Raw genomic sequence first — 21,972 nt, 5'->3', positions numbered from 1 at the left:
TGGTGCACGGCGAGGTGAGCGACGGGGCGAGCGGCGCGAGAATGGTGAGGGACCTGACAGCGGAACCGCGAGATCGGGCGAACCCACACGACGCGGCACGCCCCAGCTCAGGCACGCTCCGAGAATCAGCAGGCTCCGAGAATCGGCATGCTCCGAGATCAGGCACGCTCCGAGATCAAGCACACCCCCCACATGTGATCGGACCGTCTTCAGACCGGCGTGGACGCGCCGGAACGGAGGACTGACTCATGGCCACCCCACTCACCGCCGACCGGCTCGTCGCCGCGTTGCAGGCCGAGGGCTGCTCCGTCCGCGAAGTCTCCGGCTGGCGCACCAACAACCGTAACCACAAAGGCCCGTGGGGCCCGGTGCACGGCGTGGTCATCCACCACACCGTCACCGGCCCCGACACGGACGTCGTCGAGCTGATCTTCCACGGCCACAGCGCCCTGCCCGGCCCGCTCGCCACGGGGTGCATCACCAAGGACGGCGTCGTCCACCTCACCGGGAACGGCCGGGCCAACCACGCCGGCGGCGGCGACGGCGACGTGCTCGACGCCGTCATCGGCGAGTCCTACGGCACATATCCGCCCCCGACGCACGAACACGACGGCTCCGCCCGCGCGATCGACGGCAACGCCCGCTTCTACGGCTGGGAGTGCGAGAACAAGGGCGACGGCAGGGACCCGTGGCCGCCCGCCCAGTACCTCGCGATGGTCAGGGCCACCGCCGCGGTCTGCCGCGCGCACGGCTGGGGCCACAAGAGCGCCATCGGCCACCTGGAATGGAGCGACTGGAAGATCGACCCGCGCGGATTCGACATGGCCGGCTTCCGCCGTGACGTCGCCGACGCCCTGGCCCTCCCGGCGGGCCGGTGGGAAGGAGAGGACCCCATGCCCCAGTACGTCAACCTCGGTGTCGACGCGCAGTACCAACTCACGCCCGGCGCCTGGAACTCGGTGGAGTTCACCGAGGAGTGGACCGACGAGACCGGCGACCACGCCGTCGGCGGAAGTGTCTTCGCCCGCGGCCCGGCCCGCTTCAGCGGAACCCTCAGCCTCCACTTCGAAGGGCTGCCGGCCGGCGGGACCCTCCAGGCGCGCATGTCGGAGTACGAGGGCGACCAGCACCAGGTGGACCACCCCATCCACGAGATCGTCGGCACCGGCGGCGGCACCTTCGCGGTCCTGCCCCTCGCCAAACGCCTCGCGTCCGGCCGGAGCATGCGGGTACGGCTGCTGAACCAGGCCGCCGTGCCGGTCACCGTCGCGGGCGCGGTCCTGACCGTGCTGGTGTGGCCGGAGACCTGAGCCACGGGCGGGAGGCGGTGGGGGCCGCTGATGACGGCGGCCCTCTTCGGCGTGCATGCCGTCCGTACGGCGGGTCTTCCACTGTGTGACGCAGCCCCGGATGTCGTGGGCCTGCGACGACGACGCCGCCAGCCGGGCCGGTACCCGCCGAGCTGCGCCCTGACCACCCGGGCCGCACGCTGGAGGGACATCACACGTCTCGGCGAGGGAGCACCGGCATGGCGAAGGGCCGCAGCGAGGGCGGGAAGCCGAAGAAGGGCGACAAGGTCACCTGGAGCAGTCACGGCAGCCGGACCGAGGGCGAGGTGGAGCGGAAGATCACCGAACGGACCGAGGCGTCCGGCCGTACGGTCGACGCCTCGCCGGACGACCCCCAGTACGAGGTGCGCAGCGACAAGTCCGGCAGGACCGCGGTGCACAAGCCGTCCGCGCTCAAGAAGAAGAAGTGAGGCGGCGTGGACGACGGGGAGCGCGAAGAGACCTGGAACGACTTCCGTGAGCTGGTGAACATGAGACCGGCGGAGCTGGAGAAGTGGCTGGAGTCCGACGACTCGCAGAACGCCGGGCAGCACCAGCTGGGGCGAGTCCACCGGACACGCCTCCGGCCGTCGGATCGTGACGATCCTGCGGGCCAGGAAGGACGATCTCTCGGACGACGACTACCGGCACATGCGCAAGGTCGTCGGATACGTCCGCCGCCACCTGGCCCAGCGGCCCTACGGGGACGTTCGGGACACCTGGTGGCGGTACTCACTGATGAACTGGGGCCACGACCCGCTCGGCGGGTGACGGCCCGGCGTGGGCGGCGCCCGCAAGGATCCCGGGCGGCTCGACGCCCCCGGCGTCACTGCGCCGCGGTCTCCTGCGGGGCCGCGGCGACGCCGTTCAGCGCCTGGGTCATCTGGTGCTGGGTCTCCTCGGCCACCGCACGGGCCTCCTCCACGACGTCACCGCGTTCGCGTATGAGGCTCTCGTAGATCGGCAGCTCTCCGGTCGAGATCGAGTCGGTCTTCACAGGGGTGTTCCTTAGGTTTGCAGGCGGAATCTGAGGGGTCCGAGTAAGTCTGCGTCACGCCCTTTCACCGTGTTACCCACCCCCGTGGTGTCCAGATTTCCGTCACGTGTTTTGCAAATTCCTCACGTTTGCCCGTGCGGCGGGCGGTGTGCGGGTCCGTCTCTCCGGCGGCATGCGGAAGGGCCCCGGGAATCGCTTCCCGGGGCCCTGTCGCGCGCGGTGTGTCAGAGCGACGTGGTGTGCAGGCCCGCGTTCCCGCCCGCGGCCGCGCCCTCCGGCGAGACGGCCGCCTGCAGGGCTCCGCAGGCCTCGCCGGCCAGGGGGCCGACCAGGCCGGCGGAGAGACCGCCGACGAGGCCCGCGGAGACATCGACGCCGCCCGCGTTGCCGCCGGCGACGGCGTCCAGGTCGGCGTCGGTGAGCTCGGCGGTGTCGACCCGAGGAGTGAGGTTCATGGGGGTGTTTCCCTTCGCGTGAATGTCTCGCAGTGGCGGTGAGCAGGGGTGATCGCAGGAATCCGGGACCGGGATCTCCCCGGTCGCTCCCGCCGTGCGCAGGATCAAAGCACCCCGCGCAGGGAAGATCCAACCGTCGGCCGGCCCGGTGCGCCTCCTCGTGGCCACCGTCTTCACCGCTGTGACCGCGGGGTCACGCGATACGCCCACTCCTTCACACAGCCCGTCGCCCGTCCGGGCACGGGAGTATTGCGCTCCGTTTGACGAAGCGGGCACTTCACCGCCAACTTCTCAGGTCGCCACGGGCACGTGGCAGCGGCCCCGCCGCCCCGCCGCATCCCGGCACGCGGTGTGCAGATGTGCGGGATGTTCGGCCCCCGGCCTCACCTCACCCGCTCCGTCCCTCAGCCCGTGGTCGTCGGCTGGAGCAGTCGGGCCAGTAGGTCGTCCAGGGTGACCAGGCCGGACAGCCGGCCGGAGGCGTCGTGGACCACGGCCAGGGACGACCGGCGGCGGCGCAGCACCTCGATCGCCTCGGCGACCGTGGTGGTCTCCGTCAGCTCGGGCACCGGCCGGGCGAGATCCCGCGCGGTCGTGGCCCGACTGCCGCGGGCCCGGGCCACAAGGGCGTCCCGGGCGTGCACCGAGCCGAGGACCGTGCCGTGCTCCCGGACCAGCAGCCGGGTGCGGTCGTGCTCGGCGGCGCTACGCAGCAGCGTGTCGAGGTCCGCCCCGCCCTCGACCCAGCTGATCTCGGCGGCCGGAATGCGCAGCGCCCCGACCGGCGTCTCCGGCTCGGTCAGCGAACGGGTCAGCAGCTCCGAGTCGGTCGCGCTGATCAGGCCCAGCCGCTCCGACTCCTCTACCAGGTGGGTGAGCTGCTCCCGGTTGTGCACCGAGGCCAGCTCGTCGCGCGGAGCCACCCGGCACAGCCGTACCAGCGCGTTGCTCACCCGGTTGAGCAGCCGGATCAGCGGACGCACGGCCCGCACCACCGCCCGGAACGGCGGCGACAGCAGCATCGCCGACCGCTCGGGATGGGCGATCGCCCACGACTTGGGCGCCATCTCGCCGACCACCATGTGCAGGAACACCACCACGACCATCGCCACGGCGAAGGCCACGCCGTAGCTCACGGCGCTGGGCAGGCCCACGGCGTGCAGCAGCGGGTCGAGTTCGTGCGAGATCGTCGGCTTGGACACCGAACCCAGGCCCAGCGTGCACACGGTGATGCCCAGCTGCGCACCGGCCAGCATGAGCGACAGCTCGCGCATTCCGGCCAGGGCAGCCCCGGCGCCGCGCCGGCCCTCGGCCGCCGCCTTCTCCATCCGGTGCCGCTTGGCGGCGACCAGAGCGAACTCGGCCGCCACGAAGAAGCCGCTGCCGACCAGCAGCAGCACGGTCACGAAGACCGCCATCGGGAAACTCACGCCATCTCCTCGGCTTCCTCGGCCTCCACCAGCGGGCTGATCCGCACCCGGTCGGCCACGTGCCGGTCCAGCGTCAGGACGTCGATCACGGCCCGGCCGCCCCCGGGCGGCTCGACCGTGACCCGGTCACCGACCGTCGGGAAGCGGCCGAGCCGGTCCACGACCAGGCCGGCCACGGTGTCGTAGTCGTCGTCCTCCGGCAGCCGGATACCGGTCGCCTCGGCCACCTCGTCCAGCCGGCGGCCGGCATCCACCAGCCAGCCGTCGCCGTCCGCGACGGCGAGGACGGTGACCTTGTCCGACTCGTCGGCGATGTCACCGACCAGCTCCTCGGCGATGTCCTCGTACGTGACGATGCCCGCCACGCCGCCGTGCTCGTCCAGGACGACCGCGAACTCGTCGTCGTGCTCCCGCATCCGCGCCACCGCGTCGGGCAGCGCGAGCGTGTCCGGCAGCAGCAGCGGCCGCCGGGCCACCTCACCGGCACGCACCCCGGCCGGCCGGGCGGCGGGCAGCGCCATCAGCTCGCGCACGCCCAGCACGCCCACGATGTCGTCCGGGTGGTCGCCGAGCACGGGGTAGTTGGAGTGGCCGTGCCGGGCGATCAGCCCGACCGCATCCTCGGCGTCGGCATCCTTGCGGACGAACACGGCGTCGGCGCGCGGCACCATCACCTCGTGCAGGGTGCGCTCGGAGAACTCCAGCGCGTGGTCCAGCAGCGCGGCGGTCTCCCCGGGCAGTTCACCCTGCTCGTGGGACTCGCCGATCAGATGGCCGAGCTCCTCCAGCGTGGCGCCGTGGTGCAGCTCCTCGACGGGCTCGATCCCGGCCTTGCGCAGCAGCCGGCCGGCCGCGCCGTCGAAGATCCGCACGAGGGGCCCGACGAGCTTCAGATACGCCAGGGTGGACGGAGCCAGTGCCTTCGCCAGCCGCTCGGGCACGGCGATCGCGAGGTTCTTCGGGGCGAGTTCGCCGAGGACCATCTGCACGACCGTGGCCAGCACGAAGGCGAGCGCCACGGCGACCGTGCTGACGGCCGGGTCGGGCAGGCCGAGGCCCGACAGGGCGGGCCTGAGCAGCGCGGACACCGACGGCTCGGCGATGAAGCCGACCACCAGGCCGGTGACGGTGATGCCGAGCTGCGCGCCGGACAGCATGAACGACAGCCGCTCCAGCACGTTGAGGGCACGGGCGGCCCTGCGGTCCCCGGCCTCGGCCTCCCGCGCGAGGGTCAGCCGGTCGGCGGAGACGTAAGCGAACTCCTGGGCGACGAAGTAGCCGGTGCCGGCGGTCAGCACGAACACGGCGAGCAGGCCCAGCAGCGCTTGTGCGGCACTCATCCGACACCACCCCGCCGTGTGCCGCGATCACTGGTGCCTTGGCGGGATGGTCGAGGACTGTGCCCCGGAGGGTCCGTCGGTCTGGCGGACAAGAACGTGCTCCTTGGACGGATGGTGTGTCTCCGGTACAACGCTCGTCGTCGAGCCGGTGTTCCCGGATTCCACGACCGTGTAGATGAAGCCGCCCTGGGGCGCGGTGCCCGGTCACCCCTAGCCGGAGCCGAAGCCGGGGTCGGGGCCGGAGTCCCCCGCGAGATCCGGCACGAGCCCCCGCATCGCCGCGCACCGGTCCGGCCCCATGAAGCGGGCCAGGGCCTCGGTGACCGTCTCGGCGAGCGGGGCCGAGGCCTCCTAGAGCAGGTGGCGGCCCTTGTCCGTGAGGGCGACCGCGGCCGGACGACGGTCACCGCCAGTCTCCGCTTCAGCCGGGCCGCCGCCTGACACCCGGGTCAGTACACGTCCCGCACGTACCGCTTGTCCGCCGCCAGCTGCTTCACGTACGCGGTGGCCTCGGCCTCGCCCAGCCCTCCGTGCGCCACCACGATGTCCCGCAGCGCCCGGTCCACGTCCTTCGCCATCCGGGAGGCGTCGCCGCAGACGTAGAAGCGGGCCCCGTCGCGCAGCCAGTGCCACAGCTCCGGCCCGTGCTCGCGCATCCGGTCCTGCACGTACACCTTGTTGCGCTGGTCGCGCGAGAAGGCGGTGTCCAGCCGCGTGAGCGTGCCCTCGTCGAGCAGCGCCGTCAGGTCGTCCTCGTAGTAGAAGTCCGTCGCCCGGTGCTGCTCCCCGAAGAACAGCCAGTTCGGCGCCCGGTGACCGAGCGCCCGCCGCTCCTGGAGGAAACCGACGAAGGGCGCCACACCGGTGCCCGGCCCGACCATGATCATCGGGGTCGAGGCGTCGGCGGGCGGCCGGAAGTGCGCAGAGCGCTGCACGAACACCGGTACCTCCGTGTCCGGTTCGGCGTCCGCGAGGTACGGCGAGCAGACCCCGCCGCGCGCCCTGCCGTGCAGGTTCTCGTACCGCACCACGGACACCGTCAGCGCCACCCGGCGGGGGTCGACCAGGGGGCTGGAGGATATGGAGTACAGCCGCGGCTGGAGCCGGCGCAGCACCCCGGCCCACTCCTCGGCGCTGGCCCGCACCGCGTACTCGGCGAGCACGTCCACAGCCTGCCGCCCCCAACTCCACTGCGCCAGGCCGTCCTTGTTGTCCGGCCGCAGCAACCGGCGCAACTCATGCCTGTCCCGGGCGCGTTCGGCGACGAAGCGGAGCAGGTCGGGACTGATCCGGGTGATGTCGAGATGCCGGTGCAGCGCCTCACCGAACGGCACCTCACCGATACCGTCGACCGCCACGGCCGCCTCGGCGTCCACCCCTGTCACCGCGAGCCACTCCGCCACCAGCGAGGGCGCGTTGACCGGCCGCACCCCCAACGCGTCCCCGGCCTCGTACGCCAGGTCCGTCCCACTCGTGTCGAAGGTGAACCGCCGCACCTCCTTGCCCGCCCCGGCCCCGCTGAGCAGCCGGTTGCCGACGAGCCGGGCCGTGGTGACGGGCTTCGCCCTCGTCCGGGGCTCGGCGGCCGGGGCGGCAGCCGAGCCGCCCAGCGCCGACAGCACCTGGTCGAGCCACTGTCCGGCGGACGGCTCGAAGTCCGGTTCGCAGTCCGTGCGCGGGGCCAGCCGCACCCCGCCCAGCTCGTCGAGCCGCGCGTCCAGCCGCCGCCCGTGCCCGCAGAAGTCGTCGTACGAGGAGTCGCCGAAGGCCAGTACGGCGTACCGCACCCCGTCCAGCCGCGGGGCCCGCTCCCCGCGGAGCGCGTCCCAGAAGCCGGAGCCGTTGTCGGGAGCGTCGCCGTCCCCGAACGTGCTGGTGATGAACAGCAGATCGGCCGTGCGGGCGAGTGTGCCGACGTCGGCGTCGTCCATGCCGACCAGGGTCGTACGGTGCCCCGTCGAGGTCAGCCGCTCGGCGGTCGCCGTGGCGAACTCCTCCGCGTTGCCGGTCTGCGAGGCCCACAGCACCACGACCTCACGCCCGGGCCGCTCCGGCGGCGCGTCCGCCCCCGTCCGCGAGTACATGCCGGCCAGGACGCCGTTCACCCACAGCGCGTGCTCGGGGGAGAAGGGCGCGTCGGGCGGCAGCACCGGCACCCCGGGGGCGCCCGAGCCGAGCCCGGCGAGGAAGCCGGTGAGGTACCGGCGCTCCTGGGCGGACAGCACCGGGGGAGGGGACGGTTCGAGGCCGAAGGGATTCGCGGGGCTCGGCGTCACCGTCGTGGGCGTCAGGGCCGGCGCCTCCGGCGCGGACGCCGCTGCCCGAGGTGCGGGCGCGACTGCCTGAGGCGCGGGGGCCGCTGCCGGGGGTGCGGGTGCCGCCACCTTCGTCAGCGACACCGCACACGCTTTGAACTCCGGCTGGAACGACAGTGGATCGACCGCGTCGCTCGTCACGGCGTTGATGCTCAGGTACTCCCCGAACAGGTCGTTCCAGTGGAACGGCGCGAAGCAGCAGCCCTGCCGCACCCGATCGGTCACCACGGCCGGCAGCACGGCCCGCCCGCGCCGCGAGGCCACCTCGACGAGGTCGCCCTCGGCGGCCCCGAGCGCCGCGGCGTCCTCGGGGTGCAGCTCCACGAACGGCCCGGGGTTCAGCTTGGTGAGCTTGGCGACCTTCCCGGTCTTGGTGAGCGTGTGCCACTGGTGCTGCACCCGCCCGGTGTTGAGCACGAACGGATAGTCGTCGTCCGGCAGTTCGGCGGCGGGCAGGTGCGGCCGCGCGAAGAACACGGCCCGCCCGGAAGCCGTGGGGAAACGCAGCCCCTCCTCACCCACGTACCGGACCGGGTTGCGCTCCGGCCCGTCCTCCCGTGCGGCCGGCCACTGCACGGGCGTCTCCCGCAGCCGCTCGTAGGTCACCCCGCGCAGGTCCCAGCCGGTCTTCGGGTTCCGGAACCGCCGGATCTCCTCGAAGACCTGCTCGGCGCTGTCGTACGAGAAGCCCTTCCCGTATCCCATCGCGCGCGCCACCTCGGCGATGATCCGCCAGTCGGCCGTCGCCTCCCCGGGCGGGTCCGCGGCCTGCCGGGTCAGCGTGAGGTTGCGCTCGCTGTTGACGAACACCCCCTCGGCCTCGGTCCACATCGCGCCGGGCAGGACGACGTCGGCGTACGCGTTCGTCTCGGTGTCCGTGAACACGTCCTGCGTGACGACGAACTCGGCGGCCTCGAGACCCTCGATGACGGTACGGCGGTTGGCGACCGAGGCGACCGGGTTGGTGCAGATGATCCAGCAGGCCTTGATCTCCCCGTCGGCCATCCGCCGGAACATATCGACGGTGCCCTGCCCTGCCCCGTCGGCCCGCAGCGTCCCCGGCGGCAGCTCCCACACCTCCTCGGTGAACGCCCGCTCCTCCTCGACGAGCACCGACCGCTGCCCGGGAAGCCCCGGCCCCATGTAGCCCATCTCGCGCCCGCCCATGGCGTTGGGCTGCCCGGTCAGGGAGAACGGACCGGCGCCCGGACGGCAGATCGCACCCGTCGCCAGATGCAGATTGACCAGGGCGTTGGTGTTCCAGGTGCCGTGGGTGGACTGGTTGAGCCCCATGGTCCAGCAGCTCATCCACCGCCGGCCCGCCGCGCCGATGATCCGGGCCGCCTCGCGCAGGTCGTCCTCGGCCAGGCCGGTGATCCCGGCGACGGCGGCCGGGTGGTAGTCGGCGAGGAACCCGGGCAGGTCCTCCCAGCCCTCGGTGTGGGCCTCGACGAACTCGGGGTCGGTGTGCCCGTCCTCGTGCAGCAGGTGCAGCAGACCGTTCAGCAGCGCAAGGTCCGTGCCGGGCCGGACCTGGAGGAACAGATCGGCCTTGGCGGCGGTCGCGGTCCGCCGGGGGTCGACGACGATCAGCCTGGCGCCCGCCTTGACCCGCTCCATCATCCGCAGGAACAGGATCGGATGGCAGTCGGCCATGTTCGACCCGATGACGAGGAAGGCGTCAGCCCGGTCGAAGTCCTCGTACGACCCGGGCGGGCCGTCCGCGCCCAGCGACAGCTTGTATCCGGTGCCCGCGCTCGCCATGCACAGCCGCGAGTTCGACTCGATCCGGTTCGTCCCCACGAACCCCTTGGCCAGCTTGTTCGCCAGATACTGCGCCTCCAGGCTCATCTGCCCGGACACGTAGAAGGCGACCGCGTCCGGCCCGTGCTCGTCGACGACCGCCCGCAGCCGCGCCGCCGTCTCGGCGATCGCGTCGGCCACCGGCACCGGCACCGCCTCCTCGCCCCGGTCGTCCCGCACCAGCGCGCCGGTCAGCCGCCCGGGCGCGGCGAGCAGGTCGGCCGTGGTCGCGCCCTTGGTGCACAGCCGCCCCGCGTTCGCCGGGTGCGCCTTGTCACCGGACGCCTTCAGCACCGTGCGCCGCCCGTCCGGGCCCGTCCCCACGTCGAGCACGAGACCGCAGCCGACACCGCAGTACGAGCAGACGGTGCGCACCTGCCGCGTGTCCGGCCGGTCTCCGGGGGTCTGGGTCATGCCCCGACGGTACGAATCGCCCGTTACGCCTCTGTCACACGGCTTGATCAACGGGAGTTACGCCCGTCACACAGCCGCCTTCCGGCCGTTGTGAGGTGCAATGAGGTCGCGGAGCGTGTCACATTGGGCCGAACGGGTGACTCTGCGCAAGAATTGCCCGATGCAGACAGCGAGCGCGAGCCAGGACGGAGCATGCCGGTGAACAGCCACGATGTCACCGACGAACAGTGGGAGGGGCTCGCCCAGGTCGTGCCGCTGCGGGGCCGGGACGCCTGGCCGTCAGCCGTCGGCCACCGGTCCATACCCGAGGCCGAGACGGAGACCCGCCGCCGCTTCGTCGTCCTGCGCGTGAACGTCTTCGCCGACGCCCGGGACGTCGCCGAGCGGCTGATGGCGGGCGTCCCCGTCCTCCTCGACCTCACCGGCGCGGAGACGGAGGTCGCCAAGCGCGTCCTCGACTTCAGCACGGGCGTGGTCTTCGGCCTGGCCAGCGGAATGCACCGGGTGGACCGCAACGTGTTCCTGCTGACGCCGGCGGGCACCGAGGTGACGGGGTTGATGGAAGGGGCCGGGCTTCCCGGGGTGTAGGCCGTAACCCGATCGTAGGAACCCCTCGAAGACGGAACGGTTCGTCCCCCGCGCGGAACCCTACGGTCCGGACATGACCCAGCCCGCTCCGCCCACCGTGCCCGTACCCCCCGACCACCCCGATCCCGACCGTCCCGACCGCCCCTGCGTCACCGAATTGCGGCTGGCCGCCTTCACCACCCACCGCCGCGCCGCGTTCCCGCTGGGACCCTTCACCCTCCTCGCCGGTCGGAGCGGCTCCGGCAAGACCAGCGCGCTGCGGGCGTACGAGGCCCTCGCCCGGCTCGGGGGCGGCGCCGAGCTCGGTGCGGCCTTCCCCGATCCCGTCGCCTGCGTACCGGAGCGGGCCCGGCCCGACGCCCAGCGCCGGCGGGGCTTCCGCATCGGCTGCACGGCCGACGGCCCCGCCGGCCCCGTCCGCCTCGACGTCGCCGTACAGGCCGAACCCGAACTGCGCGTCGTGGGCGAGCGGTTGACGGCCGACGGCCTGATCCTCCTGGAGACCGCGCTGCGCGACCCGGGCAAGCGCGCCGTGCAGGCCGCCTGGCACACGGCCGGGCCGACGCCCGTGACCCGCGGCCCGCTCCCGGACGACCGGCTCGGCACCGCCCTGCTGCCCCTGCGCGTCGCCGGCACGACGCTCGGGCAGCGCAGGGTGCTGGCCGCGGCCGAGCAGATGGTGGTGGCCCTGCGCTCCGCCTTCGCCTGCGACCCACAGCCCGCCCTCATGCGCGGCCCCGTCCAGGCCGGCTCCGGCCGCCTCCTGGGCGGCTGCGGCAACCTCGCGGACGTGCTGTGGCGCACCCGCACCGAGTGCGGGCGACGGCACGCGCAGTTCGTGGCGGCGGCCCGGTCCGGCTGCGCCGGGCCGGTGACGGACGTGCTCGCCCGGCTGAACGACGACGGAACGGTCGCCGCCGCGGTCGACCGGGGCAACGGCCTCCACACGGACCTGGGCCGGTTGGGGCACGGCGAACTCCGCTACCTCGCCTTCGCGTTGGTCCTCCTCACCGGACCCGGTGTGCTGGAGGTCGATCCGGCTGGCGAGGTGCCCGCCGCACTCCAGACACTCACCATCCTCGCCGACGGCTTCGACCGGGGTCTGGACCCGCGGCAGCAACGGCAGTTGCTGGGCCTCGCGGCGCGGATGTGCCGGCGGGGGCACATCCGGCTCGTCGGCGCGGTCGGCGACGGCTCGTGTGCCGAGGGCACGGAAGGGGTCACGGTGGTACACCTGGACCGTGACTGATCCACTGGACGCATCGCAGCCCGGCCCCAGCGGCGAACCCCCGGACGTGGCGACCCTGCAGCGACGGCTGGCCGAATTCGCCGCCGCCCGGAAGTGGCAGCCGTACCACACGCCCAAGAACCTGGCCTCGGCCCTCAGCGTCGAGGCGTCCGAACTGGTCGAGATCTTCCAGTGGTTGACGCCCGAGGAGTCGGCGCGGGTGATGGCCGACCCGGACACCGCGCACCGCGTCACGGACGAGGTCGCCGACGTGCTCGCGTATCTGCTCCAGCTGTGCGAGGTGCTCGGCATCGACCCGCTGGCGGCACTGGACGCGAAGATCGACCGGAACGAACGGAGGTTTCCGATCTAGCGAGCACGTCCGGGCACGCCCCGGTTGTTTGGAGCAGAACAGTCCACTTGTACTCTCCGTAGTCGAATGACGGCCCGAATCCGAATTGTTGTCCGCAGATTTCCGCCTTCCTCTGGCTTTTCGTCTCACACCCCCTCACGCTGGGTAGTGAACAAGGGAGTGTGGGCGGACGGACGCGCGCAGCGCGTCGGACAAGACGGGGGCAGCGCATGGACGCGGTGCGGCTCATCGTGACAAGCAGGCGGTCCCTGGCGGCGGGCGGCGACGCGCGGGAGACCTTGGCCGAGGTGTGGCAGGCGCAGGCCCTCGCGCAGGCGATAGGCAGCCGCCTGGCGGTCGCCGGACCACCCGAACTGCGCGGCGAGGCACTGGGACTGACGGAGCTGGCGGGCCGGGGCTGCGGTGTCCTCGACCCTCCGGAACTCGCCCCCGGTGAGCTGCGGGCGGGCCAGCTCACCGAGTTGGGCGACGCCCGCCACACCCTGATGTACCTCGGCGGCCTCCTCGGCGAGGTCGGCATCGCCCTCGTCGCCCTGGCCAGCGCCGCCGACGACGAGGGCACGTACTGGCAGTGCATGGAGGCCATCGACGCCGCGGACGAGTCCCGCGACCGCGTCCTGGAGATGCTCCGCAGACTCGCCGACCGGGAACAGGCCCTGCCGGAGAGGGAGGCAGGATAGGGCGCCCGGTCAGGGGGTGCGTGCGGAGGCGGGCCTCCACGGCGCGTCGGTGCGTACGAACGGATACGCGCTGCGCGCGCCGCCGGGTGGGGGTGCCTGGCTCGCGCGCCCCTCCTCTTCGGCCGCGCGCTCGGCGTTCCCCGCCGCCCGGGGCCCATACCCCTCCGCCGTCTGCAAGTCCGCGTCCCTCGCCGCCCGAAGGTCCGCGTCCAGCGCCGACCGGTCGCGTCCTTCGCCGCCTGAAGGTCCGCGTCCAGCGCCGACCGGTCCGCGTTCAGCGCCATTTGCTGCAACAGCCCTTTCGGCTGCCCGGTCCCGCTCTGCTGCGGCACGGTCTCTCGGGCATTGACGGCCCCCTCGGCCCCCGGCCGGTGAAGCCGGCGCGGATGTCGCCCCGGCGATCCACCCCCCGGTGCGGAAGCCGGGGGCTCCGGATCCGCCCGAGCCAACGATCATCGCCGGAGCCGGTCACTGGCCAAGTCGCCCGGACCCCGGGGTAACGACGCAAATCTCCCCCGACCGGTGACCGGCCGGTCCCGGGGACCGACCTGCTGATCGCGCACTCCGGCGTGCAGGATTGAGGCATGGACCTCCGCATCTTCACCGAGCCCCAGCAGGGGGCGACCTACGACACTCTGCTCACCGTCGCCAAGGCCACCGAGGACCTCGGCTTTGACGCCTTCTTCCGTTCCGACCACTACCTGCGCATGGGCAACGTGGACGGCCTGCCCGGACCCACCGACGCCTGGATCACCCTCGCCGGACTTGCCCGCGAGACCAAGCGCATCCGGCTCGGCACCCTGATGACCGCCGGCACCTTCCGGCTGCCCGGCGTGCTCGCCATCCAGGTCGCCCAGGTCGACCAGATGTCCGGCGGCCGCGTCGAACTCGGCCTCGGCGCGGGCTGGTTCGAGGAGGAGCACAAGGCCTACGGCATCCCCTTCCCCAAGGAGAAGTTCGCCCGCCTCGAAGAGCAGCTGGAGATCGTCACCGGTCTGTGGGCGACGGAGGCCGGCAAGACCTTCGACTTCCACGGCTCGTACTACGACCTCACGGACTCTCCCGCCCTGCCCAAGCCGGCCCAGCCGAAGATCCCCGTGCTCGTCGGCGGCCACGGCCCGTCCCGCACCCCGCGGCTGGCCGCGAAGTACGCCGACGAGTTCAACATGCCCTTCGCCTCCGTCGAGGACAGCGAGCGCCAGTTCGGCCGGGTCCGCGCCGCCGCCGAGGAGGCGGGCCGCAGCGGCGACGACCTGACGTACTCCAACGCACTCGTCGTCTGCGTCGGCCGGGACGAGGCGGAGGTGGCCCGCCGGGCCGCCGCGATCGGCCGCGAGGCCGACGAGCTGAAGCGCAACGGCCTGGCCGGCTCCCCGGCCGAGGTCGTCGACAAGATCGGCCGCTACGCCGAGGCCGGTTCCAGCCGCATCTACCTCCAGGTCCTCGACCTGTACGACCTCGACCACCTGGAGCTGATCTCGGCACAGGTGCAGTCGCAGCTGTCGTAGCCGGTCCCGCCGGCCGCCCTCGATAACCGAAGGCGCTGGTGGGCACGGGTGTGCGAAGCTGTGGGACGTCGTCCTGCCGAGCCCCCAGGATCACCCTTCCTGGGGGCTCTCGCGCGTACGGCACCGAAACATCCACCCAGCCGGAGAGGCCCTCCGCATGTTCCTGACGATCACGACCACCGGCACGCCGGAACGTCCCGCCACCGACCTCGGCTATCTGCTGCACAAGCATCCCGACAAGGCGCAGGCGTTCTCCACCTCCTACGGCACGGCCCACGTCCTCTACCCCGAGGCGGAAGCCCAGCGCTGCACGGCGGCGCTGTTGCTGGAGGTGGACGCGGTGGCACTGGTCAGGCGTGGCAAGGGCAAGGGACGCGGCGGCGCCCCGGACGCGGTCCTCGCGCAGTACGTCAACGACCGCCCCTACGCGGCCTCCTCCCTGCTCGCCGTGGCGCTGAGCAACGTCTTCTCCAGTGCGATGAAGGGCGTCTGCAACGCCCGGCCGGAGCTGCCCGGACAGGCCAGGCCGCTGCGTGTCGAGGTGCCCGCGCTGCCCGCCCGCGGCGGCCCCGACCTCGTGCGGGGCCTCTTCGAGCCGCTCGGATGGGCCGTCACGGCGGAACCCGTGCCGCTGGACACCGCGTTCCCCGAGTGGGGCGACTCGCGGTACGTGAGCCTCGTCCTGGAGTCGGACACACTCACTGTCGCCGAGGCCCTGCGCCACCTCTACGTCCTGCTCCCGGTCCTCGACGATGCCAAGCACTACTGGGTCGCCCCCGACGAGGTCGACAAGCTGCTGCGCGTCGGTGAGGGCTGGCTGCCCGGCCACCCGGAGCAGCGGCTGATCACCAGCCGCTACCTCTCGCGCCGCTGGTCGCTGACCCGGCAGGCCACCGAGCGCCTGGAACTGGTGCGGCTCGCCGAGACCGACGACAGCGAGGTCGAGGAGATCGACAACGCCGTCGAGGCGGAGACCGAGGCCGAGGAGAAGCCGACCCCGCTGGCCGTGCAGCGCCGCGAGGCGATCGTCACGGCACTGCGGCAGGCCGGTGCCGCCCGGGTGCTCGATCTGGGCTGCGGTCAGGGCCAGTTGGTGCAGGCCCTGCTCAAGGACCCGGCGTTCACCGAGATCGTCGGCGTGGACGTGTCCATGCGGGCGCTCACCATCGCCTCCCGGCGGCTGAAACTGGACCGCATGGGCGAGCGGCAGGCCTCCCGCGTCCAGCTCTTCCAGGGTTCGCTCGCGTACACCGACGCGCGGCTCAAGGGCTACGACGCCGCCGTGCTCAGCGAAGTGATCGAGCACCTCGACCTGCCCCGGCTGCCCGCCCTGGAGTACGCGGTGTTCGGCTCGGCGCGTCCGAGGACGGTCCTCGTGACCACCCCGAACGTCGAGTACAACGTGCGCTGGGAGTCCCTCCCCGCCGGGCACGTCCGGCACGGCGACCACCGTTTCGAGTGGACCCGCGCCGAGTTCCGCGCGTGGGCCGAGGCGGTGGCGGAACGGCACGGCTACGCAGTGGAGTTCGTCGCCGTGGGCCCCGACGACTCCGAGGTGGGTCCGCCCACCCAGATGGCCGTGTTCACGATGACCACCCCGAAGGAGGCGAAGGCGGCATGACCGACGAGACGCAGGGGCGCGTGCTGCCCGTCACCGACCTGTCCCTGGTGGTGCTGATCGGGGCGTCCGGCTCCGGCAAATCCACCTTCGCCCGCCGGCACTTCAAGCCCACCGAGGTCATCTCCTCCGACTTCTGCCGCGGCCTCGTCTCCGACGACGAGAACGACCAGGGCGCCACCAGGGACGCCTTCGACGTCCTGCACTACATCGCGGGCAAGCGCCTGGCCGCAGGCCGCCGTACGGTCGTGGACGCGACCAGCGTGCAGTCCGACGCCCGCCGTCAGCTGATCGACCTGGCCAGGCAGTACGACGTGCTGCCGATCGCGATCGTGCTCGACGTGCCCGAGGAGGTGTGCGCCGAGCGCAACGCGGCCCGCACCGACCGCGCCGACATGCCCCGCCGGGTCATCCACCGCCACACCCGTGAACTTCGCCGTTCCCTGCGGCACCTGGAGCGCGAGGGCTTCCGCAAGGTGCACGTCCTGCGCGGTGTCGACGAGGTCGAGCACGCCACGGTCGTCACCGAGAAGCGCTTCAACGACCTGACCCACCTGACCGGCCCGTTCGACATCATCGGCGACATCCACGGCTGCTCGGCCGAACTGGAGTCGCTGCTGGCCAAGCTGGGCTACGTCGACGGCGTCCACCCGGAGGGCCGCACGGCCGTCTTCGTCGGCGACCTGGTCGACCGCGGCCCGGACAGCCCCGGCGTGCTGCGCCGCGTGATGGCGATGGTGAAGTCCGGCAGCGCCCTGTGCGTGCCCGGCAACCACGAGAACAAGTACGGCCGTTACCTGCGCGGCCGCAAGGTCCAGCACACCCACGGCCTCGCCGAGACCATCGAGCAGATGGCCGGTGAGAGCGAGGAGTTCCTCGCCGAGGTAAGGGAGTTCCTCGACGGCCTCGTCAGCCACTACGTCCTCGACGGCGGCCGGCTGGTCGTCTGCCACGCCGGTCTGCCCGAGAAGTACCACGGCCGCACCTCCGGCCGGGTCCGCAGCCACGCCCTGTACGGCGACACCACCGGGGAGACCGACGAGTTCGGCCTGCCGGTGCGCTACCCGTGGGCGGAGGACTACCGGGGCCGGGCCGCGGTCGTCTACGGCCACACCCCGGTGCCGGAGGCGACCTGGCTGAACAACACCATCTGCCTGGACACCGGAGCCGTCTTCGGCGGCAAGCTCACCGCGCTGCGCTGGCCGGAGCGCGAGCTGGCCGACGTCCCCGCGGAGCAGGTCTGGTACGAGCCGACGAAGCCGCTGCGCAGCGAGGCGCCCGGCGGGCAGGACGGCCGTCCGCTGGACCTGGCGGACGTGCGGGGCCGCAGGGTCGTGGAGACCCGGCACCAGGGACGCGTGGCGATCCGCGAGGAGAACGCGGCGGCGGCCCTGGAGGTCATGAGCCGCTTCGCGGTGGACCCGCGCCTGCTGCCGTACCTCCCGCCGACCATGGCCCCGACGGCCACGAGCCACGTCGAGGGCTACCTGGAGCACCCGGCGGAGGCGTTCGCCCAGTACAAGGACGACGGTGTCGCGCGGGTCGTGTGCGAGGAGAAGCACATGGGTTCGCGGGCGGTGGCCCTGGTGTGCCGCGACGCCGAGGCCGCACGCAAGCGCTTCGGCGTCGGGGGAGGGACCACCGGGTCCCTCTACACCCGCACCGGCCGCCCCTTCCTCGACGACGCCGCCCTGACCGAGGAGATCCTGGACCGACTGCGCACCGCGATCGGCGAGGCCGGCCTCTGGGACGAACTGGAGACGGACTGGCTGCTGCTGGACGCCGAGTTGATGCCCTGGTCGCTGAAGGCGTCCGGGCTCCTGCGGTCCCAGTACGCCGCCGTGGGCGCCGCGTCCGGCGCGGTGCTCCCGCAGGCGCTGAGCGCGCTGCGGAGCGCGGCGGACCGGGGCGTGGACGTGGCCGGCCTGCTCACCCGCACCGGTGAACGCGCCACGGACGCCGCCGCGTTCACCGAGGCGTACCGCCGCTACTGCTGGACCACGGACGGGCTCGAGGGCGTGCGTCTGGCGCCGTTCCAGATCCTCGCGGTCCAGGGGCGCAGCCTCGCCGGCCTGCCGCACGACGAGCAGCTCGCGCTGCTCGACCGGCTCGTCGAGCACGACGGCAGCGGCCTGCTGCAGACCACCCGCAGGCTCTACGTCGACACCGCCGACCCGGAGTCGGTGCGGGCCGGTGTCGACTGGTGGCTGGAGATGACCGGCCGCGGCGGTGAGGGCATGGTCGTCAAGCCGGTCGGCGCGGTGGTCCGCGACGGGCAGGGCCGCCTGGTGCAGCCCGGCATCAAGTGCCGCGGCCGCGAGTACCTGCGGATCATCTACGGCCCCGAGTACACGCGGCCGGAGAACCTCGCCCGGCTGCGGTCGCGCTTCCTCAACCACAAGCGGTCCCTGGCGATCCGCGAGTACGCCCTGGGCCTGGAGGCCCTGGACCGGCTGGCCGAGGGCGAGCCGCTGTGGCGGGTGCACGAGGCGGTGTTCGGGGTGCTGGCACTGGAGTCGGAGCCGGTGGACCCGAGGCTGTAGCCAAAGCCCGGCCGAGCACCCGGACACCGGGTGCTCGGCCGGGTGGGGTGGAGGAGGACCGTGGCGTCTTCACCGTGCGCCACCTGCGGAGCCGCGTCGCCGCGGCCCCATTGTCGTCACCCTGACGCGAACAGAAGCGCGTCGAAACGTGCGGGACGCGCGTCAACCCGGGCCTTGGCGGTCAGGATGGAGGCATGGCATACCACGTCCACTCCGAGGCCGGGCGCCTGCGCCGTGTCATCCTGCACCGGCCCGATCTCGAGCTCAAAAGGCTCACCCCCAGCAACAAGACCTCGCTGCTCTTCGACGACGTGCTGTGGGTGCGCAGGGCCCGCGCCGAGCACGACGGGTTCGCCGACGTGCTGCGCGACCGCGGTGTCGCCGTCCACCTCTTCGGCGACCTGCTGGCCGAGACGCTCGAGGTCCCGGCGGCCAGATCCCTCGTCCTGGACCGGGTCTTCGACGAGAAGGAGTACGGCCCGCTGGCGACCGACCCGCTCAGAGCCGCCTTCGAGAACATGCCCGCCCGGGAGCTGGCCGAGGTCCTGGTCGGCGGCATGACCAAACGCGAGTTCCTCGACGTGAACCCGGAGCCCTCCTCGGTGCGCTTCCACGTCATGGAGCTGGACGACTTCCTGCTGGGCCCGCTGCCCAACCACCTCTTCACCCGCGACACCTCCGCCTGGATCTACGACGGCGTGTCCATCAACGCCATGCGCTGGCCGGCCCGGCAGCGCGAGACCGTGCACTTCGAGGCGATCTACCGGCACCATCCGCTGTTCCGCGACGAGACCTTCCACGAGTGGTCCGAGGGGCAGGCCGACTACCCGTCGACCATCGAGGGCGGGGACGTGCTGGTCATCGGCAACGGGGCGGTGCTCATCGGCATGAGCGAGCGCACCACCCCGCAGGCCGTGGAGATGCTCGCGCACAAGCTGTTCGCCGCCGGTTCCGCCGAGACGATCGTGGCCCTCGACATGCCCAAGCGGCGGGCCTTCATGCACCTCGACACCGTGATGACGATGGTCGACGGCGACACCTTCACCCAGTACGCGGGCCTCGGCATGCTCCGCTCGTACACCATCGAGCCGGGCGTCGGCGAGAAGGAGCTGAAGGTCACCGACCATCCGCCGGAGCACATGCACCGCGCGATCGCCGCCGCCCTCGGCCTGGACAGGATCCGTGTGCTGACCGCCACCCAGGACGTGCACGCGGCCGAGCGCGAGCAGTGGGACGACGGCTGCAACGTCCTCGCCGTCGAACCGGGGGTCGTGGTCGCCTACGAGCGGAATTCCACCACCAACACCCACCTGCGCAAACAGGGCATCGAGGTGATAGAGATCCCGGGGAGCGAGCTGGGCCGCGGCCGGGGCGGGCCGCGGTGCATGAGCTGCCCGGTCGAACGTGATCCGGTCTAGGAGGCAGCCCCGGCCCCGAGAAGCTCGTATAGGCATGCTGTCTTTCGTATAGTATTCCAGCAGTCTGTGTCCCCCGTATCCCTGGAGCGCCCCATGGCGACTGTCCCGACCGCCCTCGCGGGCCGCCATCTGCTCAAAGAGCTGGACTTCACTGCGGAGGAGTTCCGCGGACTGGTCGAGCTGGCCGCCGACCTCAAGGCCGCCAAGAAGGGCGGGATCGAGCCCCGGTACCTCCAGGGCCGGAACATCGCGTTGATCTTCGAGAAGACCTCCACCCGCACCCGCTGCGCGTTCGAGGTCGCGGCCGCCGACCAGGGCGCCTCGACCACGTACCTCGACCCCTTCGGCTCCCAGATCGGGCACAAGGAGTCGGTCAAGGACACCGCGCGGGTGCTGGGCCGGATGTACGACGCCATCGAGTACCGGGGTGACAGCCAGCAGAAGGTGGAGGAGCTGGCGGCGCACGCGGGTGTCCCCGTCTACAACGGGCTCACCGACGACTGGCATCCCACCCAGATGCTCGCCGACGTGCTGACCATGACCGAGCACTGCGCCAAGCCGCTGCACGAGGTCTCCTTCGCCTACCTCGGTGACGCCCGCTTCAACATGGGCAACTCCTACCTGGTCACCGGCGCCCTGCTCGGCATGGACGTGCGGCTGGTCGCACCGAAGGAGTACTGGCCGGCCGAGGAGATCGTCGACCGGGCCCGCGCGCTCGCCGAGGCCAGCGGTGCCCGCATCACGCTCACCGAGACCGTGGACGAGGGCGTCCGCGGCGCCGACTTCGTCGCCACGGACGTCTGGGTCTCCATGGGCGAGCCGAAGGAGGTCTGGGCCGAGCGCATCACGGCCCTCACGCCGTACGCGGTGACCATGGACGTCCTGCGCGCCACCGGCAACCCGGACGTGAAGTTCCTGCACTGCCTCCCGGCCTTCCACGACCTCGGCACCAGGGTCGGCCAGGAGATCCACGCGGCCTACGGCCTGGAGTACCTGGAGGTCTCCGACGAGGTCTTCGAGTCGGCCCACTCGGTCGTCTTCGACGAGGCGGAGAACCGGATGCACACCATCAAGGCGGTCATGGTGGCGACCCTGGCCTGAAAACGGGCCGCGCACCGACGCTCACCCCGACCGGCGCCCGGCCTGAACGGGCCCCGGGCCGGCCCTCACGCCGACCGGCGCCGTTGAGCCGGTACCGCGGCCAGCCGGAACCAGACCGCCTTGCCGGACTCGGTCGGCCGGTGCCCGCAGGAGGAGCTCAGGGTGCGGATCAGTAGCAGCCCCCGCCCGTGCTCCTGCCAGGGGTCGGGCGGACCGCCGAGCGGACAGGTGAGGTCACCGGGCGGGGAGGGGTCGGTGTCGTGCACCTCCACCTGGCAGCCCGACGGCATCAGCTCCACGACCAGCTCTATCGGCGTCTCGCCCGTGGTGTGCTCCACGGCGTTCGCCACCAGCTCGGCCGTCAGCAGCTCCGCGGTGTCGCAGTCCGCCCCGTGCTCCAGCTCGGCCAGCGCCGTACGGACCAGGGCGCGGGCCACGGGCACCGCCGCTGTGGTGTGCGGCAGCGCGATGCGCCACGAGGCGGGGGCGGAGGGGAGTTCGTACAAGGCGGGTCCGTTCATGGAGCAGGAGATCCTGCTTTCAACCTGATGAATGGTACGGCGCCGCTCTTCGCAGACGTCCGAGGGGCACCGTCGGAGGCGCCCTTGCCTCCATGCCGGACGGCTTACCCAGGTGAACGCGCCGCCGCGCACCGCTGCTCCCGCCGTTACGCCGGTGTGGACGATCTGTGACGAATGTGACCGGGCCGGGTCGCGCCTGGCCCTCACCGAAGTCCTACCCGTACGGTCTATCGCGCACTCATGACGACAGTCACGGATGAGTGATAGCTTCGAGGGGTAGAGCTCAGTGAGGCAGTGCCCGCCCGAGGAGGC

17 protein-coding genes and 1 pseudogene are annotated in these 21,972 nt (G+C 72.1%); 12 read left to right on the top strand and 6 right to left on the bottom strand.

The window, feature by feature from the left end:
• The first annotated feature begins 248 nt into the window (after positions 1–248).
• The 3 genes and pseudogenes from ACFZDI_RS31270 to ACFZDI_RS31260 all read left to right on the top strand — a co-directional run bounded on the left by ACFZDI_RS31270 (position 249) and on the right by ACFZDI_RS31260 (position 2,099).
• Entirely contained in the window at positions 249–1,310 is a 1,062-nt protein-coding gene (locus ACFZDI_RS31270) for an N-acetylmuramoyl-L-alanine amidase (protein ID WP_391255117.1), read from the top strand.
• A gap of 218 nt (positions 1,311–1,528) precedes the next feature.
• On the top strand, positions 1,529–1,759 hold the full coding sequence (locus tag ACFZDI_RS31265; protein WP_234849584.1) for a DUF2945 domain-containing protein: 231 nt from the start codon (positions 1,529–1,531) through the stop codon (positions 1,757–1,759).
• Positions 1,760–1,765: 6 nt separating this feature from the next.
• Positions 1,766–2,099: pseudogene (locus ACFZDI_RS31260) on the top strand (DUF3140 domain-containing protein).
• Between the two features lie 55 nt (positions 2,100–2,154).
• Here the strand turns inward: ACFZDI_RS31260 and ACFZDI_RS31255 are convergent.
• From ACFZDI_RS31255 to ACFZDI_RS31235, 5 genes are all read right to left on the bottom strand, one after another.
• Entirely contained in the window at positions 2,155–2,325 is a 171-nt protein-coding gene (locus ACFZDI_RS31255; RefSeq protein WP_234849582.1) for a hypothetical protein, read from the bottom strand.
• A 224-nt stretch (positions 2,326–2,549) separates the two neighbouring features.
• A complete protein-coding gene (locus ACFZDI_RS31250) occupies positions 2,550–2,780 on the bottom strand; it encodes a hypothetical protein (RefSeq protein WP_234849581.1) in 231 nt (76 codons plus the stop codon).
• A gap of 404 nt (positions 2,781–3,184) precedes the next feature.
• On the bottom strand, positions 3,185–4,210 hold the full coding sequence (locus ACFZDI_RS31245) for a CNNM domain-containing protein (protein WP_391255112.1): 1,026 nt from the start codon (positions 4,208–4,210) through the stop codon (positions 3,185–3,187).
• On the bottom strand, positions 4,207–5,550 hold the full coding sequence (locus tag ACFZDI_RS31240; protein WP_391255109.1) for a CNNM domain-containing protein: 1,344 nt from the start codon (positions 5,548–5,550) through the stop codon (positions 4,207–4,209). Before ACFZDI_RS31240 ends, ACFZDI_RS31245 begins: the two co-directional genes overlap by 4 nt.
• Positions 5,551–5,999: 449 nt before the next feature.
• Complete coding sequence (locus tag ACFZDI_RS31235; protein WP_391255106.1) at positions 6,000–10,082, bottom strand: molybdopterin-dependent oxidoreductase; 4,083 nt, start codon at positions 10,080–10,082, stop codon at positions 6,000–6,002.
• 192 nt (positions 10,083–10,274) lie between these two features.
• On the opposite strand from ACFZDI_RS31235, the gene ACFZDI_RS31230 reads away from it, so the two are divergent.
• From ACFZDI_RS31230 to argF, 9 genes are all read left to right on the top strand, one after another.
• The gene (locus ACFZDI_RS31230) at positions 10,275–10,670 is read left to right on the top strand and encodes a cell division protein SepF (RefSeq protein WP_030838486.1); all 396 of its coding nucleotides are present in this window, start codon (positions 10,275–10,277) and stop codon (positions 10,668–10,670) included.
• Between the two features lie 73 nt (positions 10,671–10,743).
• On the top strand, positions 10,744–11,919 hold the full coding sequence (locus ACFZDI_RS31225; protein ID WP_391255103.1) for an ATP-binding protein: 1,176 nt from the start codon (positions 10,744–10,746) through the stop codon (positions 11,917–11,919).
• The gene (locus ACFZDI_RS31220; protein ID WP_234847235.1) at positions 11,912–12,271 is read left to right on the top strand and encodes a nucleotide pyrophosphohydrolase; all 360 of its coding nucleotides are present in this window, start codon (positions 11,912–11,914) and stop codon (positions 12,269–12,271) included. The genes ACFZDI_RS31225 and ACFZDI_RS31220 overlap by 8 nt, the downstream gene beginning before the upstream one ends.
• A gap of 209 nt (positions 12,272–12,480) precedes the next feature.
• On the top strand, positions 12,481–12,951 hold the full coding sequence (locus tag ACFZDI_RS31215) for a DUF6099 family protein (RefSeq protein WP_391255099.1): 471 nt from the start codon (positions 12,481–12,483) through the stop codon (positions 12,949–12,951).
• A gap of 584 nt (positions 12,952–13,535) precedes the next feature.
• Positions 13,536–14,459, top strand: a complete 924-nt coding sequence (locus ACFZDI_RS31210) for an LLM class F420-dependent oxidoreductase (RefSeq protein WP_361109873.1) — start codon at positions 13,536–13,538, stop codon at positions 14,457–14,459.
• 157 nt (positions 14,460–14,616) lie between these two features.
• Positions 14,617–16,080, top strand: a complete 1,464-nt coding sequence (locus tag ACFZDI_RS31205; protein WP_391255095.1) for a 3' terminal RNA ribose 2'-O-methyltransferase Hen1 — start codon at positions 14,617–14,619, stop codon at positions 16,078–16,080.
• The gene (locus ACFZDI_RS31200) at positions 16,077–18,620 is read left to right on the top strand and encodes a polynucleotide kinase-phosphatase (RefSeq protein WP_391255092.1); all 2,544 of its coding nucleotides are present in this window, start codon (positions 16,077–16,079) and stop codon (positions 18,618–18,620) included. The genes ACFZDI_RS31205 and ACFZDI_RS31200 overlap by 4 nt, the downstream gene beginning before the upstream one ends.
• 194 nt (positions 18,621–18,814) lie before the next feature.
• A complete protein-coding gene (locus ACFZDI_RS31195) occupies positions 18,815–20,038 on the top strand; it encodes an arginine deiminase (RefSeq protein WP_234847230.1) in 1,224 nt (407 codons plus the stop codon).
• A 93-nt stretch (positions 20,039–20,131) separates the two neighbouring features.
• Positions 20,132–21,139 carry an ornithine carbamoyltransferase gene (gene argF, locus ACFZDI_RS31190; protein ID WP_391255088.1) on the top strand — a complete coding sequence of 336 codons (1,008 nt, stop codon included), beginning with the start codon at positions 20,132–20,134 and terminating at the stop codon, positions 21,137–21,139.
• Positions 21,140–21,204: 65 nt separating this feature from the next.
• Here the strand turns inward: argF and ACFZDI_RS31185 are convergent, their stop codons facing one another.
• Positions 21,205–21,660: an ATP-binding protein gene (locus ACFZDI_RS31185; RefSeq protein ID WP_234847228.1), complete on the bottom strand. Its 456-nt coding sequence runs from the start codon at positions 21,658–21,660 to the stop codon at positions 21,205–21,207.
• Positions 21,661–21,972: the final 312 nt, after the last annotated feature.

The sequence above is a fragment of the Streptomyces sp. NPDC007907 genome, from assembly GCF_042959365.1.
GTDB classification, from domain to species: domain Bacteria; phylum Actinomycetota; class Actinomycetes; order Streptomycetales; family Streptomycetaceae; genus Streptomyces; species Streptomyces indiaensis.
The sequence above is the reverse complement of the archived record's forward strand: the minus strand, read 5'-3'. Positions and strand labels throughout refer to the sequence as shown.

Bases quoted from the DNA above. Each gene is read 5' to 3' on its own strand.
- ACFZDI_RS31235 (WP_391255106.1), bottom strand. From the start codon at position 10,082: ATGACCCAGACCCCCGGAGACCGGCCGGACACGCGGCAGGTGCGCACC.
- ACFZDI_RS31205 (WP_391255095.1), top strand. From the start codon at position 14,617: ATGTTCCTGACGATCACGACCACCGGCACGCCGGAACGTCCCGCCACC.
- ACFZDI_RS31200 (WP_391255092.1), top strand. From the start codon at position 16,077: ATGACCGACGAGACGCAGGGGCGCGTGCTGCCCGTCACCGACCTGTCC.
- ACFZDI_RS31270 (WP_391255117.1), top strand. From the start codon at position 249: ATGGCCACCCCACTCACCGCCGACCGGCTCGTCGCCGCGTTGCAGGCC.
- ACFZDI_RS31225 (WP_391255103.1), top strand. From the start codon at position 10,744: ATGACCCAGCCCGCTCCGCCCACCGTGCCCGTACCCCCCGACCACCCC.
- ACFZDI_RS31185 (WP_234847228.1), bottom strand. From the start codon at position 21,660: ATGAACGGACCCGCCTTGTACGAACTCCCCTCCGCCCCCGCCTCGTGG.
- ACFZDI_RS31265 (WP_234849584.1), top strand. From the start codon at position 1,529: ATGGCGAAGGGCCGCAGCGAGGGCGGGAAGCCGAAGAAGGGCGACAAG.
- ACFZDI_RS31215 (WP_391255099.1), top strand. From the start codon at position 12,481: ATGGACGCGGTGCGGCTCATCGTGACAAGCAGGCGGTCCCTGGCGGCG.
- ACFZDI_RS31210 (WP_361109873.1), top strand. From the start codon at position 13,536: ATGGACCTCCGCATCTTCACCGAGCCCCAGCAGGGGGCGACCTACGAC.
- ACFZDI_RS31195 (WP_234847230.1), top strand. From the start codon at position 18,815: ATGGCATACCACGTCCACTCCGAGGCCGGGCGCCTGCGCCGTGTCATC.
- ACFZDI_RS31230 (WP_030838486.1), top strand. From the start codon at position 10,275: ATGCCGGTGAACAGCCACGATGTCACCGACGAACAGTGGGAGGGGCTC.
- argF (WP_391255088.1), top strand. From the start codon at position 20,132: ATGGCGACTGTCCCGACCGCCCTCGCGGGCCGCCATCTGCTCAAAGAG.
- ACFZDI_RS31250 (WP_234849581.1), bottom strand. From the start codon at position 2,780: ATGAACCTCACTCCTCGGGTCGACACCGCCGAGCTCACCGACGCCGAC.
- ACFZDI_RS31240 (WP_391255109.1), bottom strand. From the start codon at position 5,550: ATGAGTGCCGCACAAGCGCTGCTGGGCCTGCTCGCCGTGTTCGTGCTG.